We start from the raw sequence: 16,837 nt of genomic DNA, 5'->3' as shown, positions 1-16,837 counted from the left end.
TAAATCGCTATTAATTTGGTTCTGATAACAGGTATTGTTAAACTATAGGTATTTTTAAAAAAAGTTACTAAATCATAAAAAGTTAAACATTTTCTTTATTTTAAATTATATTAGATTTTACGATCTTACCATCTTTCCACTCGATCTCAATTTCTTTATTACCCCGTATTTTAAGACCTTTTACATAACCGTTTTTCCAACTGGAGGGTATGGCTGGTAAAAATTCCGTCTTGCCTGTGTGGTTCTGTACCAGCATCTCAGCTAAACCAGCGGTAAATCCAAAGTTTCCGTCTACTTCAAGTGGCCTTGCACAGAACAGATTATTATATACACCGCCATCGGTATAGGAAATCTCATTGGAATTAGCCGGCTGCAAAAACCGCTTCACCTCGGTATATGCCTTTTCTCCGTCTTTTAACCGTGCCCATATTCCAATCTTCCAGGCTCTGCTCCAGGGGACCCCATCTTCTCCCCTGCGTTTCAGGGTAACTTTACAGGCTTCACAAACTTCAGGGTTTTGGTTTTCGTCAATTAAATCCGATGGATATAAACCATACAGCAGGGAAAGATGTCTGTGCTCCGGATCATTTTCCTCAAAGTCCTCATACCATTCCTGTAATTGACCGTATCTGCCTATTTTAAAGGGCGGCAGTTTTGCCAGGGAATTTTTTATTTCCTCGTATAATTCGTTATCTTCTGTTATTTTTAATATATCCATTGCTTTGATACAGTTTTGGAATAATTCTTTAATTATAGAAATATCCATGGTTGAACCATAGGTTACTCCAAAAGTTGTACCATTATCCTGGAAGAGATTTTCAGGTGAGGTGGAGGGATTTGTTACAAGTTCCCCATTATATTCAACCAGCCAGTCCAAATAAAACAGTGCAGCTTTATCCATCACCGGAAGAGCAGTTTCTCTTAGAAATTTCTCATCCATGGTGTAGGTATAATGATCCCATAAATGTCTGCATAACCATCCTCCGGACATTGGCCAGAAAGACCAGGGAAGAGTATCAACTTCCTTACTCCTGGAACCTACAGCTGTTGTTTTGCGCCATAAATCGATATTATGATGAGCAACGAAACCCCGGCAGTTATAGTTTGATTTGGCCGTTTTCTCACCGGTAACAGAGATATCCTTAATAAGTTGAATTAAAGGCTCTGCACATTCTGACAAATTGCAGTTTTCTACAGGCCAGTAATTCATCTGGGTATTAATATTTACCGTATAATTAGAACTCCATGGGGCTCTGAGGGCATTGTTCCAAATTCCCTGAAGATTAGCAGGCTGTGTGCCTTCTCTGGAACTGGATATCAGAAGATAACGTCCGAATTGAAAAGCAGATGCAATCAGTTCCGGGTCGGATTTGCCAAGATAGAATTGTTCTATACGTTTATCCATCGGGAGCTTTTCATTATCCGTATGTCCTAAATCTAAGTCAACTCTATGAAACAAATTATTAAAGTCTTTTATATGCCGATCCAGCAATTCAGAATAAGTTTTATTGGCTGCATCCTCTAAACACTTTATGATCCTTGTTTTATATTCACTATCAGAATTTTTGTCATAACCTTGAAAACTATTAGCACTTGTTAATAGAAGAAGTATTTCGCTGCCATCTGTAACAATAAGCTGTTTATTATCTGCTGTAACAGTACCATCAGTAATTAACCTTAACCGTACCTGAAATTTAATTGCATTTGTATTATCATATGGCTCATAAATAATTGGATTTTCGGCTGGATAATAATCCGGTTCTACAACGGAAGGACTCCAGCCGTTTAATATAATGTCATTGTTTTCATAAGTAAGCCAATGATTTAATTGACTGCCTAACCGAACCTTAACCGAATCTTTTAGCTTACCGGTTGCTTTCAAACGGATAACCAGAACCTGATCGGGAAAAGAACAAAAAGCATAACGTTCATATTTGACGCCGTCGGATTTGAAGCGCACGGTACTGACTCCTTTACTTAAATCCAACTCCCTGTAATACTCATTCGTATTATTTGATATCCCGTTTATATCCATAAACAGGTCAGCCATTGGCAGATAGGATTCATTCCATACTCCAACCATATGATGGTTGATGATGTCACCGGCTTCTTTGTATTTCTTTTGGAAGATAAGATTACGAACTTCCTCCAGATAATAAGAAGTATTCACATCATTATAATCTGTCGGAAAACCGGACCATAAAGTGTCTTCATTGAGCCAGATTCTTTCCTTTAAAGGTTCACCCAAAAGCATGGCCCCACTCTGCCGTTTCCCAGAGCCATACCTTTTTCCCATGCTTCTGCCGGTTTATCATACATTAGTAAATTTTTCATAAGACTCTCCTTATTTCATTCTTAATACTCTAACAACTTGCATATATAGCTGGTTTAATTAATATTTATAAGAATGGAAACTTTATATGTTAAAATAAGATGATTGCAAATCACATATTTAAACCATTTTACAGTCTTTCATTATATTTAATCTATCTTATTACCCTTTCACAGCACCGCCTATAGTAAGCGCCTTTTCTATCTGTTCACTGAAAATGATGTAGATAATAATAGTTGGTATACTTGCTATCATAAGGCTGGCACCCATAGCCCCCCAATCCGTGGAATGTTCTCCTGTAAAAGAGGCCAGCCCGACCGGTAAGGTCTTAATTGCATTATCTGTTATAAATATGGAGGCTACCGTATATTCATTCCAGACCCCAAGAAATACAAATATTATGGCTGTTGCAATGGCAGGTTTTGCAAGAGGCATGATGATATGCAGGAAAGTACGGTAGATGGAAGCTCCGTCCATAAACGCAGATTCCTCCATTTCTTTCGGAAGTGCACGAAAAGAAGTAGCCAGAATCATACTGGAAAAGGATACGTTAAATGCAATATAAGGAATGATTAATGCTAAGTACGTATTGGACAAATGCATTTGACGTACCAGAATTGCAAGGGGAAGAACGATAACCTGGATGGGTATGAACAATCCCAAAGTCAGATAGGTTGCTGCCGCATTTTTCATTTTCCACTTCATTCTTGTAGTTGCATAGGCAAAAGGAAGTGCTAATATCATAACTCCAATAATGGAAAATGCTGATACCAGAATACTGTTTTTAAAGAAACCCGGTATATTAAAGGCATTAATTGCGTCTATATAATTATTAAACTGAGGATTTTCCGGGAATCCAAAAGGATTGATATAGAAAATCTCTTCATTTGTTTTCAGAGAATAAAATAACAGATAAATAAGCGGATAGATACATATGCAGCCAAACAGGAAAAGTGCAATTGTTAACAATACCGTTTTAATATTTTTCATGAAACCAGCCTCCTTATTAATATGTTGCACTTTCTTTTAGTGAAAAGATTTTATTTACAAGAATTGTTGCAATCAGACATTGCAATACTAAAATAACCGCGGAAGTGCAGCCGTAACCAAATTCACTTACCGTAAAAGCACTGCGGAAAGTCATATATGTGAGGGTGTAAGTAGAAGTTCCGGGACCGCCTTTTGTCAGTAAATTCATATGAGCAAATGCATTTAATCCCCCGGTAGCCGCAAAGATAAAACACATACGGTAAGTATCCTTTAATAGAGGCAGAATAATCCGGGTATTGATTTTCCAATTGGAAGCACCGTCAATCCTAGCTGCTTCCAGATAATCTTCCGGAATTGATTTGGCACCGGCATATATAATTGCAAACTGATAACCGGTATATTGCCATACATTTACAAAAGTAACTGCGATAATCGCCAATTTCATGTCCGAAAGCCAGTTTTGCCGATAACTCATTCCAAGAAGTTCAAAAACGTGATTGATCAGCCCGAATTCCGGATTATAAATAGCGGCCCATAACTGGCACACTACGGTTACAGATAATACAACCGGAATAAAAAAAGCAGTACGGAAAAAACGTTTTCCCCGTATTTTATGATTCATTAAAGCAAAAGTAAGCAAAGTAGCCAAACCTACCTGAACCGTCAATAAGATTCCGGCAAAAATCATACCGTTTCTCAGGGATTCATAAAACAGGTCATCCTGAAATAGTTCTTTATAATTATTAAGTCCGGTAAAAACTGCATCCGTAATTCCGTCCCATTCAAAAAAACTGCGATAGAATGTTTGAAATACCGGATAAAATACAAAAACAGTAAATACAATTAAAGTAGGCATTGTAAAAATTAATATTGCTTTTTTGTTACCTAACATTCTGTTCATGCTTATACCATTAACATACCGCAGTACCGCCTGCGATACAGCCACCTTTCTTTGAAATATTTTCTTAAAGCTTAACTTGTAAACATAATTGTATGATTCACAAAATAAGTGATATAAATGGGCGTAATTGAAATGGTCAAATCCATTGGATGAATTTTCAACTTACGCCCGGTTTTATAAAATTAAATTATTAGTTCGACTTTTTATTTCTGAACTGTATCTTCAATACTCTTATCTACATTTTTAATAAAATCATCTTTAGTTTCACCAACCAGAAGTTTCTGCATTTCTTCAGTAAAGGTTGTTGCAAACTTGGTATTTGGCAAGGTATGAAGGAACTTGGTATTGTAAGAAAATTGAGGTATGGTTTCCAGTAATTTAGCGGAAATCGGATCCAGTTCATTTTCCAATGTTAAACCGTCTGTCTGAAGAGGAGTTGTAACTAAAGAGTTCTTCTCATATTGAGCTACTTCACGGTAATAAGCAAATAAAAATGCTATGTTAGCTGCTAATTCCTTATCCTCGGCATTGGCTGTGACTGCCATACCGCTGGTATCGCCGCCGCCGGTCATACTATACTGGTTCACAGTTTCCTTACCTGCATCTGCAGTAGGATAGGATAAAATAACATCTGCTTTGTCTCCTAAACCGGTTATAGCATCGGCAGTATACCAGCTTCCGTTTAAAAACATAGCTGATTTTCCCTCTTTAAATAATGCGGATGCGGTATCAAAATCTGTATTGGTCGCACCATCCTGGAAGATTCCGGCCTTAATAGCCTGTTCCATTTTTCCTATAATCTTAGAATAAGATTCATCGGAAGCTTTTGCTTCACCCTTTGATAAAGCATAATTTCCGCCCGGATTTTCTTTTACTGCAAAAGTATCAAAAAATGCCCCAAGAGGCCATGGTTCTTTACCGAACATTGCCATTGGAATGATACCTTTTTCTTTAAAAGCAGTAACAGCCGTCATTAATTCATCAAAATTCGTAGGTACTTTTACGTTGTTATCAGCAAAGATCTGTTTGTTATAATACCAAAGAATCGGTGATATACTTCCCATAGGGAATTGATATACATGACCGTCCGGTGAATACAGGCAGTTTTCCATAATAGCAGGAGTGTAATAATCTTTGATATTTAATTTATCTACATATTCATCTAAAGTAATGATACTGCCGCTTTTTGCAAGTACATCGATGGATCCGGAATCTACTAATAAGATATCCGGTAAATCACCTGTTGCAGCTCTGGTTTTAATGGTTAAACCACCGTCGGATGGAAGAGTTTCAAATTCTAATGTTACATTTGGATATTTTTCTTTAATTTTTTCTGCTGCAAATTCAGCAAATACGGTACTGTCACCGCCGTAATAAGTACATACTTTATAGGTTATTTCTTTCGTGTTGGCAGCGTCCGTTGAAGCTGAATCCATACTGCCGGTTTCAGCATTACCCGTATCGGTATTTACAGATTCACTGCCGGTTTTTTCCGGTGATTCCGTTGAACTGCCTTTTCCCCCGCAAGCGGTTAAGCCAAGAACCATGGCTGCCACTAAGGTAATGCTTAATAATTTTCTTAGTTTCATAAAAATTCCTCCAATTCATTAAGTTTTGTAACTAAAGTATAACATCTCAATCTCTGGAAGATGAAGTAATATACGTGTCTGTTTATGAAAAAAACAGGACACAAGTGTCCTGCTTCAACTCTAACTTTTACGTTGGTTATAATATTGTTTTGGGGTAATTCCATAACATTTTTTAAAACATTTGCTGAAGTACCCTGGTTCATTATACCCGATCTGTTCTGCAATATCCCCAATACTAAGTTCCTGGTGCTCCATCAGCCTTATCGCCTCTTTCATACGGATATTGGTTACCAGGTCAGATACCGTACAGCCAATTTGCCTTGAAATTACCCGTCTGATGTAACTGCTGTCCAGAAAAACTCCTGCAGCTATCTTTTCCACCGTTAATTCCGGATCTTTATAATTATTTTCAATATACTGCTGTACCTGCTGTACAATTTCAATTCCTCTTTTAGAATAAGTTACTTTAAACGCATCCATAGCTTTTAAGAAAATTTCTTTCAGCAGGGAAAAACACTCATCTAAAGATCCTTTCGCATACAATTCGGAATAGGGCGAGAATTCCGAACCATATATTTCACTTATATTACCGTTCATTTCAGTTATATAGGAAAGGCAGATAGACATCATACCGCTTATTATCATATAAGCATAATCTACGGTTAGATTTTTATCCATAATAACCTGTCTTGCTTCATCAATAATACTTAATAATTCATCCTTTTCATGTTTTCTTAAGCAATTTAGTAAAGATTCATTTAAATCAAGGCGGTAAAAATTAGCTTCCCTGTTCTGTCTGGCAACATCATCATAACAAATCACCCGATCCGGCCCTAATAAGAACTTTTCTTCCAGCGCAGCCATGGCGTGCCGGTAAGATTCTGCAATATCGTCTGCTTTTTTGATAACAGTTCCGATGCCAATAGATATGGTAAAGCTAAAATATTCTTTTATTAATAAATTAATGCTTTCGTAATAAGGTTTAGTAAATTCATGAAGATCAATATCTGAATTATTAATTAATATGGATACAATCCGGTCTTCAAACCCGTTAAATATTAAATGTCTTATACCCTCTAAATTAAGCACTTCCTGTGTAACGTTTGAAATACCGAATTTCCATAAGTCAATTTCATCCGACTGCTTCCACATATTTGAGATATTATCGATTTCTATCACACTGACCAGATAATTAGTACCGGATAACTGTATATCCACCCGTTCTAATTTCTCCAGGAATTCTTCCAATCGATTTGGGGAAATTCCACGGATCAACTGTTTTAATAATTCCTCTTTTACTATTTCTTTATCCGCTTTCTGATTAAACAGGGAAGCAGTCTGCTTCTGTATCTTAAGTTTAAGCTTAATCATGATATTGGTAAGTTCTTCTTTGGTAAAAGGTTTGAGGATGTATTCATCCACCCCTATCTGAACCGCTTTTCGGGCGTATTCAAATTCGGAATAACCTGTAACAAATACGATGTAAAGATTAGGATTCATCTGTTTTAATATCCTGGCAAGAGAAATTCCATCCATACCGGGCATATTAATATCAAGAAGTACAATATCAGGAAACGTCTCCTTGGTGGTTTCTAAAGCTTCTTCTCCGTTTTTACAGATACCGCAGATTTTAAATCCTAATTCCTCCCAGGCTATAACCCGTTCCATATAATTACGAAAGTGGGGTTCATCATCTGCTATGAGTACTCTTATCATAGTTCATCCTCCATCTTTTTCGGAATCCGTATAAACACTTTTGTACCTTTGCCTGACGTACTTTGGGTCCGTATGCCGAAGGATTCACCGTAATATAGCTTAATCCTTTCGTCTACACTGCGGAGTCCAAAATGCTGCTTGTATTCCTGCTTATTTTCCTTTAACACTTCATCCATACGCTCTATACTCATTCCAACCCCATCATCTTCTACAGACAGTAAAATCGCGGATTCCTCCATATTTACAGTAACCAAAATCTTACCTTTTGAACCTTTCTCCTTTAAGCCATGATAAATGGCATTTTCTACAATTGGCTGTAAAGTCATTTTCAGTATGGAGTAATTTTCTGCTTTTTTATCTGACTTAATTTCAAATTCAATTAAATCACAATAACGTTCCCTCTGGATATATAAATAATTTTCAATATTTTTTATTTCTTCTCCAATGGAAATAATCTCTTTGCCGCTGCTTAAACTTGTCCTATAATAATCAGCCAGGGATTTTGTGACTTTTGCACCTTCTTTCGGCATACCGCTTTCACATAAGACATAGATTAAATCCAGTGTGTTATATAAAAAATGAGGTTTTACCTGTGACTGGATTAAAGCCAGTTCGTATTCTCTTTTCCTTTTTTGTTCTGCTTTAATCTGGTTTAACAGTCTGTCGATTTTTACGGTCATGGTATTAAAAGCTCTTGAAAGAATACCAACCTCATCTTCCGTATTACTCTCACAATGTACCGTAAAATCGCCTTCCTGGATTTTTTCTGCCGCATCGGTTAGTATATGAATGGGAGTGGTGATAAAATTAGACATGATAAAAATAAGGATAACCGCTATGATAATCCCGGTAATACCTAATATTATAATAATTTTGGATGTGGTTCGGATATTTTGTGTCAAATCACGAATGGAAATTTGGCTTACTAAATTAAAAGATAAAACAGTAACCGGTTTTTTGGTCACCAGATATGCTTCCCTTTGGATAAAAAGTTTCTTACTGTCATCTTTAAATTCTTTGACATATTCCAATAGATTCTTTTCCTGAATGCCTTTTAATAGTGCGGATTTCTCCGAAGATGACCTGATAATACCGGATTCATCAGCCAGATAATAGGAACGTTTAAAAACTTCACCCTTAGTTCCGGGAAATATGGAAGATATGGTGCTTTCTTTTATATTAATAAAAATGTAACCGATAATTTCCCCGGTATCCATACTGATAATGCGTTTTCCGAAAGTTAAAACAGGTTCATCTGAGTTAAAGTAAGTCCTGTATTTTATTGGTAACTGCACGTTTTTGGCCAGACCAAAATCTGCAATTTGAGAAAGCAGCTCCTCTTTCACTATCTTGTAATCCGGATTGGAAGTAAGACCTACGGAAACCATATTTCTTCTGGCATCAACAAAAAGAATGGAATGAATATCCGCAAAGCTCCTTTTATCATAATCCAATGCCGCATTAATGTTCTTTTTTATGGATACAAAGGACACATCGTTTATATTCCGCATATTCGTATCCCGATAAATACGGTTAATATCCTGAGTCAGCATATTAGTACAGATAACCAGGTTATCCCGCATGGAATTTAAGCGCACTTTAATGATTTCGCATTCATCCTGTGCAATTTCCTTTGTTTTCTTTATATCGGAATTGTACAGGATGATATTGGAAATTACTAGAATTAAGACAACCAAAGCAAGCATGATGGAAATACATACTGCAGTGAATTTATTACGGATAGGCATGTTTTTAAATTGTTGCTTCATCATTTTAACTACATGTAGTTTTTCCATAGTACCCTCTGTCTGTCCATTTATTTAGAAACTTCTTTAATTAACTGGATAATTGTCTCAATGGAGTTATTTAATTTACTCTGACTCATGGCTTCTGTATATGTCTTTCTATTACTATATACGGTTTCAATTGCATTTAATAATGATACCCCGGTCAAAACCTCTTCCTTTAAAACATAGCTGTAACCCTGCCGTTCAAAAGATTCTGCATTTAAAATCTGATCACCGCGGCTGGAAGCAGCGGATAATGGAATCAGGATATGAGGTTTTCTAAGTGCCAGTAGTTCGCAGATAGCATTGGCACCGGCTCTTGAGATTACAACATCAGCCGCATCCAAAAGATCACTCAGTTCTTTTTTGATATATTCATACTGAACATAACCGGGAGTTTTATTAAACTTTTCATCTACCTTATCCTTACCGCACAAATGAACGACCTGATATTTCTCCAATAAGGCAGGAAGAATTGCTCTTACCGCTTCATTCACAATTACGGAACCGGTACTGCCTCCCACCACTAGTAGAACCGGCTTATTCCGGTTAAAGCCGCAGAAGTCAAGCCCCATCATCTTATTACCGGAAAACAGTTCCTGCCTTATGGGCGTACCGGTTAATATCGCTTTCCCTTCCGGCAAATATTTTACCGTTTCCGGGAAGTTAGCACATACTCTTTTAGCAGACGGGATACAAATTTTATTGGCCAGTCCCGGTGTCATATCCGATTCATGGATAATCACCGGAATACCTTTTCTTTTTGCGGCCAGTACGACCGGAACAGCAACAAAACCTCCTTTTGAAAACACAACATCAGGTTTTAATTGTTTCATTAATTTAACTGCTTCAAGATAACCTTTCATTACCTTAAAGGGATCACTGAAATTTTTAGGATCAAAATATCGTCTTAATTTACCGGAGGAAATGCCATAGTAAGGAATATTAAGTTCCTCAATTAACTTTTTCTCAATTCCATCATAGGATCCGATGTAATTAACTTCATATCCTTCTCTCTTAAGTGCAGGCAGCAGGGCTATGTTAGGTGTTACATGTCCGGCAGTTCCACCACCGGTTAAGACAATACGTTTCATTTTTTATTTCCTCCATTCCTTTAGGGCTTTCGTTAACTGATCCGGACAAGAGGTAGATTTATACCCGCATTTTGTTCCTTCTAACTTAGCAATTACCTCATCGACGGGCATACCTACTACTAATTTAGAGATGCCGGCTGCATTACCGGAGCAGCCTCCTTTAAAATTAACATTTTTAATTATATTATCTTCTACCTCAAAAGTAATTTCGGTGCAGCATACACCGGAAGCTTTATATACCATAATCGTCAGTCCTTTCTTTATGTATAAAATAATTCATTAACTCTCTATAAAACCTGATATGCCCAAGTTCTTTCTTATTATATCATTTTTTAGAGACGGTGCAAGAATGAATTTGTGACAAATAGTAAACCGATTTTATATCATACATTATCTTTTGATAATTCATATGGGTATTAAGTAGGTGTGAAGATACAATTATATTTTCTTGTCAAATTATAATGGATATAGTAGAATGTTGTTGAAATACCAGAAGAAATACAAATGGTTTGGGTATTCAGCCCATACAAAAATCCGGAGAGAGGTAATGAATATGATTAAAAATTTAAAAGTATCTAAAAAATTGTGGTTATTAATACTTCCTGCTGTTATCGCTATGGTAGTGCTATTGGCAATATTCATTATTCGTTCTGTGGATATAAGCAAAATTTCTAAAAAAGCATTATACGATGAAGTTTTTGTCAGTACTGCCCTAATTTTAAATGCGGACAGGGATTTTTACCAGGCTTCCTTATCAGAGAAAGAGCTACTCCTTGGCGGAGATTCTTTAACGCCTGATAAAAAGGAAACGCTTATCGCAGATTATAATGATAATATAAACCAGACCTTAGAAAGAATAATAACTGCACTTGATAACCTGAAAGGTAATAAAAAACTTTTTAATCAATTTACACATTCAGGAACAGATCAAACCTTAGCGAAGCTTGAAAAACAATTTAATGCAGATTTTAATACCTGGAAAGAGGCGTATCACCCGGAAGATGGAACAGGTGATATAAAAGTGCAAGCAGAAGCTTTTGATGCTGCAAGGGAAAATATTAATATTATGACTGAACTGCTGGAGGAATATGGAGAAAAAATATCTTCCGATATACAAAAGGATGTAATGACCAGCATAATCATATCAGTTCCTGTAATTATTGCCGTAATTCTGTTTTTATTTATATTAGCTATTTTAATTATCAAATATTTAAGAAAAAACATCCTTAATATTACAAAGGATATGAATCAGTTAACTAATAACGACCTGTCTTTTGAGCCTCACAGGCTAACAGCCAGAGATGAGCTTGGTACTCTGTCAGCATCGGTAATTACTATGATTGATTCTTTGCGTAATATTATTACGTTAATTAATAATACCTCCCTGGAACTGGAAGCTACTTCATCTTCCATGAGTACCGGTGCAGGCGAAGTTACGGATTCTATTAATGAAATAGCAAGTACGGTGGGAGAGATAGCCAAAAGCGCCGGACAACAGGCTCTAGATACAGAAAATGTAGTAAAAGAAATTGATCTTTTGGGTGAAGTAATCATTCAAAATGCTAAAAGCTGTAAAGGTTTGTCCGTTGCCAGCCGCCAGATTGATGAAGTAAGCAGCGATGGCCTTAAGGTGGTAAATGAGTTAACGGAAATAACGGAAAATAACCAGGTTTCCTTTCACGCTATATTTGATATAATAGATAAAACCAGTGAAAGTGCTGCTAAAATTGGTGAGGCCAGCAGCATGATTACAGAAATTGCCCACAAAACCAACTTACTGGCTTTAAATGCTGCAATCGAAGCGGCAAGGGCTGGAGAGGCCGGGAAAGGGTTTGCCGTTGTAGCAGATGAAATCCGCCAGTTAGCTGAGCAGTCCACAATTTCTACCAATGTGATTGACAGTATGTTAGAGGATCTGAATAATAATGTCCGGAATGCGGATAATCAAAGCGAAGCAGTAAAAACTGCCGTTAAGCTTCAGTCAGAAAGTGTTAATGAAACTAAAGTCAAATATATATCTATTATGGATAATATAAAAACCATTGACCATGAAATTGAAGCTCTTGATACGGTAAGCAATAAAATGGAACAGAGCCGCTCAAGGATTGTAGATATTGTACATACTTTATCAGCAATTGCTGAAGAAAATGCAGCCAGTACCGAAGAAACCTCTGCTTCTACACAGGAAATACTTGCAACCATGACTGTTATTAATGAAGTAAGTGATGCAGTAAAAGGAATGTCTCAAAAGTTAAAAGGACTGATTCAAAACTTTAAAATAAATTTATAGTGATAAAAGTGAATAGCCTTGCAGGATTATAAGAATTCCGCTATAATACTTCAATATAAAAATATGGTATTTTTAAGGAGATAAATAATGGATAAAATCGGCATTATAGGTGCAATGGACGAGGAAGTAAATCAGTTAAAAGAAAAGATGACCGGAGTGCTGGTTATAAGTAAAGCAGGGATGGATTTTTATTCGGGTAAATTAGAAGACCGGGATGTTGTAATCGTACGTTCCGGTATAGGAAAAGTTAATGCAGCTGTTTGTACTCAGATTCTGGTAGATGAATTTCATATAGATATGGTTTTTAATACAGGTATCGCCGGTTCTTTAAAAGCTGAGATAAATATAGGAGATATGGTAATTTCTACGGATACCCTCCATCATGATGTGGATGCAACCGGGTTTGGTTATGCTTACGGAGTAATTCCCAGAATGGATACCTCTGTGTTTAAAGCGGATGAAAAACTTGCGAAAAAGGCACAGGCCGTATGCAGCCAGGTTAATCCGGATATATCCGTATTTCTTGGCAGAATTGTAAGCGGTGACCAATTTATAGGGGATAAGGATAAAAAAACCTGGATAGCGGCACAATTCGAAGGGTATTGTACGGAGATGGAAGGTGCGGCTATCGCTCAGACAGCTTACTTAAATAAGGTTCCTTTTTTAATTGTACGTGCCATATCCGATAAAGCGGATGACAGTGCACATATGGATTATGGCCAGTTTGAAGCCGGTGCCATAGCTCATACGGTGAAATTTATAACCGCTCTGGTTAAGGATTTATAAAGCACGTAATTATATATTATTAGGAAAAGGTTATGGGATAAGACAACTTTTCGTAGACACTATCTGACAGGATATGCCAAAATATACAATAATAGAATAAAATCCCATAAAAATAATGGTGAACGAAACAGGCTCATGTGTACCCGTGACCGGATTTGTCAACCGATTTATAGGTCTCCTCTCTTTTCAAATGGAAAGTTATTCGTTATAATAACTGTAAATTAATGGGAAGAAAGGGGACCTTTTTGTGGTACAAGAGTTATTTGACAAAAATATTTTTTCATACATAATGTTAGCTCTTTGCGCATGCGGAATATTATTAAAGTTAATATTAAATCTGGTTTATTCAAGGCTGATTAAAGCTTCTGATAATATGGCAAAGTCAAAGAATAAATTGACTCAAATGATGAAGAAAAAGTTTGAAACCTGCTATAAACTTAAAATAGGTGTGAATAATGTGGATATTTTTGTGGATAAGTATGTTTTTCGCCATAGATTTTGTGGAATTCTTTTATCAACATGGGAAAACATCGGTGGACAAATTTTAATGTTATGCATCTTGATTGGTTCAATCAGTACGATTGTAGGGCTTATTTATGAATGTGGAAAACAACAGATTTTAAGTACATTTTCTGTGGGTATTTTAACAAGCGGGTTGTTGATATTTTTAGAAGGGTTAATTAATCTCTCCGGCAGAAAAGAATTAATCCGTCTGAATATGAAAGACTATCTGGAAAATATTTTAAAAGTTCGATTAGAACAGGAACAGGTTTCACCTGAATTAATTGAACAATACAAAAAAGAATATCTTCATGAAGAAGAACAGGCTTTCAATAGTTCCGAACTTCTGGCAGCAGCAAGTGAGAAAACAGGAAAACTGACCAGAAAAGAAAAGAAGGACAAGCTCTCCAAAGCTAAAGCCGAAAAAATCAGAGAGAAGATGCGGCTAAAAGAAGCAAAACGGGCTGAAAAAATAAATAATAAAGAAGTAAAGAAAGCAGATGCTTTAAATAAAAAAGAAGCAAAACGGCTGGATAAAGAAAAGAAGAAAATGCTTAAAGTTCAGAATAGGCAAAAGGCTCGTGAAGAAGAAGAACGTATTAAGAGGGAGACCAAACTCGCGTTAGAAAGAAAAAGAGAAGCGGAAAGAGCTGAAATAGAACGAATTAAATCTGAAGTAAAAGCCAATGAAGAACGTAAAAAAGAAGAAAAGCGGAAACAGGAAGAAATTAAGAAAGCATTAATTTTAGAAAAGAAAGCGGTAAAAGAGGAAAAACGCAAAGCGCAGCCTATTGAATATAAAACCATAGCCCAGGAAAGAAAAGAAAGTTTAAAGAGAGAAATCAGAGAACGCAGGCATATAGAAACCCATGAGGATGAAAAGGATGTTATTTTGTATAGCAGGGAGGATAAAATAGCAGCAACATTAATGGATGAAAAACCGGCAGTTGAAAACAAAAAAGAAGATAAGATGGCTGCGGTTAATAGTTCTGAAAAATTACATATGGAAAAAGCTGCGGTAGAAAAAGTAAATGTTGAATTAGCTCATGTAGAAAAACCAAAGGTAGAAAAAGGACAAATTATTAAAACCAGCGCAGCCAAAGAAGAAAAAGTAAAACCGGCTGCTAAAAAAGCAAAGCAAGCTTCTACTGCCGATGATAAGCTGATTGAAGATATTTTGAAGGAATTTTTAGCGTAAAATGCAGTGACTATTCAGTCACTGCGGTTCTGACGAACAACGTTTATATGCGTTTATGTGCACAAAGTATGCATATATATGTATATTTCTAGTGTTTCTCATTACTTTACGCCGAATAACTAGAATTTCTAAGAATATCTCGGGTGGCATGAATAGTTACAAAATATAATACATCTCTTATACAAAAAAAGATATTGATTAACCAGCACCACTTTGATAGAATAAATAGGAATATGTAATAATAACCCTATAAATGACTAATAAAGGAGTGCATGAAATGAGCAAATATGTAACATTTGATTATTCAGCAGCAAAAGGGTTTATCACCGAATCTGAAATAAAGATGATAGAAAAAATTGCAGAATATGCAAAAGCAGAGTTACTGAATAAAACAGGCGCAGGAAATGATTTTTTAGGATGGATTGACTTACCGGTAGACTATGACAAGGAAGAATTCAGACGCATACAGGAAGCTGCCGGAAAGATTAAAGAAGATTCTGAAGTATTATTAGTAATAGGAATTGGCGGATCTTATTTGGGTGCCAGAGCAGCAATCGAGTTCTTAAGACATAGTTTTTATAATTCCGTATCAAAAGAAATCAGAAAGACACCGGAGATTTATTTTGTAGGTAATAATATCAGCAGTACCTATATCAGCCACTTAATAGAAGTAATCGGAGACAGGGATTTCTCTATTAATATTATAAGTAAATCCGGTACAACCACGGAACCGGCGATTGCATTCCGTGTGTTCAAAAAGTTATTGATTGAAAAATACGGAAAAGCAGAAGCAGCTAAGAGAATTTATGCAACTACGGATAAAGCTAAGGGAGCTTTAAAGAATCTGGCAACAGAAGAGGGATATGAAAGCTTCGTAGTTCCGGATGATGTAGGCGGACGTTATTCCGTATTAACCGCAGTAGGTTTACTTCCGATTGCTGTCAGCGGTGCCGACATAACAAAATTAATGGAAGGTGCGCAGAGCATGAGGGAACGCTGTCTTAACAATCCTTTTGCCTCTAATGATGCCATGCTGTATGCGGCCGTACGTAACATCCTTTTAAGAAAAGGTAAGAACATCGAAATCGTTGCTAACTACGAACCTTTCCTTCATTATGTTTCTGAATGGTGGAAGCAATTATACGGTGAAAGCGAAGGAAAAGACCAGAAAGGAATTTTCCCTGCGGCAGTTGATTTAACAACTGATCTTCACTCCATGGGACAGTTTATACAGGACGGGCAGAGAACTATGTTTGAGACAGTTATTAACCTTGAAAAATCTCCTGTTGAGATTATTATGGAAGAGGAAGAGGTGGACTTAGACGGCTTAAATTATTTAGCCGGTAAGAGTGTGGACTTTATCAATAAGAGTGCCATGAACGGAACCAGACTGGCTCATACCGACGGACATGTACCTAATTTATTGGTTAATCTTCCGGAACAGAATGAATTCTTCTTAGGTGAATTATTCTATTTCTTTGAATTTGCCTGCGGCATCAGCGGTTATATCCTGGGAGTTAATCCATTTGATCAACCGGGTGTAGAAAGTTATAAGAAGAATATGTTTGCACTTCTTGGTAAACCGGGATTTGAAAAACAAAGAGAAGAATTATTAAAGAGATTAGAATCATAATAAAATATTTATTATATAAT

Annotated in this window: 13 protein-coding genes; 4 read left to right on the top strand and 9 right to left on the bottom strand. The window is 36.4% G+C overall.

The genetic code is table 11. The features are described from left to right. Nucleotides 1-100: 100 nt before the first annotated feature. The 9 genes from Ana3638_RS05100 to Ana3638_RS05065 form a co-directional block, all read right to left on the bottom strand. On the bottom strand, nt 101-2,248 hold the full coding sequence (locus Ana3638_RS05100) for a glycoside hydrolase family 95 protein (protein WP_161837068.1): 2,148 nt from the start codon (nt 2,246-2,248) through the stop codon (nt 101-103). Then, entirely contained in the window at nt 2,233-2,334 is a 102-nt protein-coding gene (locus Ana3638_RS24915) for a glycoside hydrolase family 95 protein (RefSeq protein ID WP_246240807.1), read from the bottom strand. The genes Ana3638_RS05100 and Ana3638_RS24915 overlap by 16 nt, the downstream gene beginning before the upstream one ends. A gap of 160 nt (nt 2,335-2,494) precedes the next feature. Next, entirely contained in the window at nt 2,495-3,322 is an 828-nt protein-coding gene (locus Ana3638_RS05095; RefSeq protein WP_161837067.1) for a carbohydrate ABC transporter permease, read from the bottom strand. 16 nt (nt 3,323-3,338) lie between these two features. Next, nucleotides 3,339-4,214, bottom strand: a complete 876-nt coding sequence (locus Ana3638_RS05090) for a carbohydrate ABC transporter permease (RefSeq protein WP_246240805.1) — start codon at nt 4,212-4,214, stop codon at nt 3,339-3,341. Between the two features lie 212 nt (nt 4,215-4,426). Beyond that, entirely contained in the window at nt 4,427-5,812 is a 1,386-nt protein-coding gene (locus Ana3638_RS05085; RefSeq protein WP_161837065.1) for an ABC transporter substrate-binding protein, read from the bottom strand. Nucleotides 5,813-5,932: 120 nt separating this feature from the next. Beyond that, nucleotides 5,933-7,528: a response regulator gene (locus tag Ana3638_RS05080; protein ID WP_161837064.1), complete on the bottom strand. Its 1,596-nt coding sequence runs from the start codon at nt 7,526-7,528 to the stop codon at nt 5,933-5,935. Continuing rightward, complete coding sequence (locus Ana3638_RS05075; protein WP_161837063.1) at nt 7,525-9,324, bottom strand: sensor histidine kinase; 1,800 nt, start codon at nt 9,322-9,324, stop codon at nt 7,525-7,527. Before Ana3638_RS05075 ends, Ana3638_RS05080 begins: the two co-directional genes overlap by 4 nt. A 20-nt stretch (nt 9,325-9,344) precedes the next feature. Next, nucleotides 9,345-10,409, bottom strand: coding sequence for an undecaprenyldiphospho-muramoylpentapeptide beta-N-acetylglucosaminyltransferase (locus tag Ana3638_RS05070; protein WP_161837062.1), 1,065 nt, complete (start codon nt 10,407-10,409; stop codon nt 9,345-9,347). 3 nt (nt 10,410-10,412) lie between these two features. Beyond that, a complete protein-coding gene (locus Ana3638_RS05065) occupies nt 10,413-10,652 on the bottom strand; it encodes a TIGR03905 family TSCPD domain-containing protein (RefSeq protein WP_161837061.1) in 240 nt (79 codons plus the stop codon). 304 nt (nt 10,653-10,956) lie between these two features. Between Ana3638_RS05065 and Ana3638_RS05060 the strand changes: the two genes are divergently transcribed. From Ana3638_RS05060 to Ana3638_RS05045, 4 genes are all read left to right on the top strand, one after another. Beyond that, a complete protein-coding gene (locus Ana3638_RS05060) occupies nt 10,957-12,699 on the top strand; it encodes a methyl-accepting chemotaxis protein (RefSeq protein ID WP_161837060.1) in 1,743 nt (580 codons plus the stop codon). Nucleotides 12,700-12,786: 87 nt separating this feature from the next. After that, nucleotides 12,787-13,485, top strand: coding sequence for a 5'-methylthioadenosine/adenosylhomocysteine nucleosidase (locus tag Ana3638_RS05055; RefSeq protein WP_161837059.1), 699 nt, complete (start codon nt 12,787-12,789; stop codon nt 13,483-13,485). Nucleotides 13,486-13,732: 247 nt separating this feature from the next. Continuing rightward, on the top strand, nt 13,733-15,184 hold the full coding sequence (locus tag Ana3638_RS05050) for a hypothetical protein (protein WP_161837058.1): 1,452 nt from the start codon (nt 13,733-13,735) through the stop codon (nt 15,182-15,184). Between the two features lie 277 nt (nt 15,185-15,461). Continuing rightward, the gene (locus Ana3638_RS05045; RefSeq protein WP_161837057.1) at nt 15,462-16,817 is read left to right on the top strand and encodes a glucose-6-phosphate isomerase; all 1,356 of its coding nucleotides are present in this window, start codon (nt 15,462-15,464) and stop codon (nt 16,815-16,817) included. The last annotated feature ends 20 nt before the right edge of the window (nt 16,818-16,837 follow it).

It is taken from the genome of Anaerocolumna sedimenticola (assembly GCF_009931695.1).
Classification (GTDB): Bacteria; Bacillota; Clostridia; order Lachnospirales; family Lachnospiraceae; genus Anaerocolumna; species Anaerocolumna sedimenticola.
Note: the sequence above shows the minus strand (reverse complement) of the source record. Positions and strands in the feature narration are given on the sequence as shown.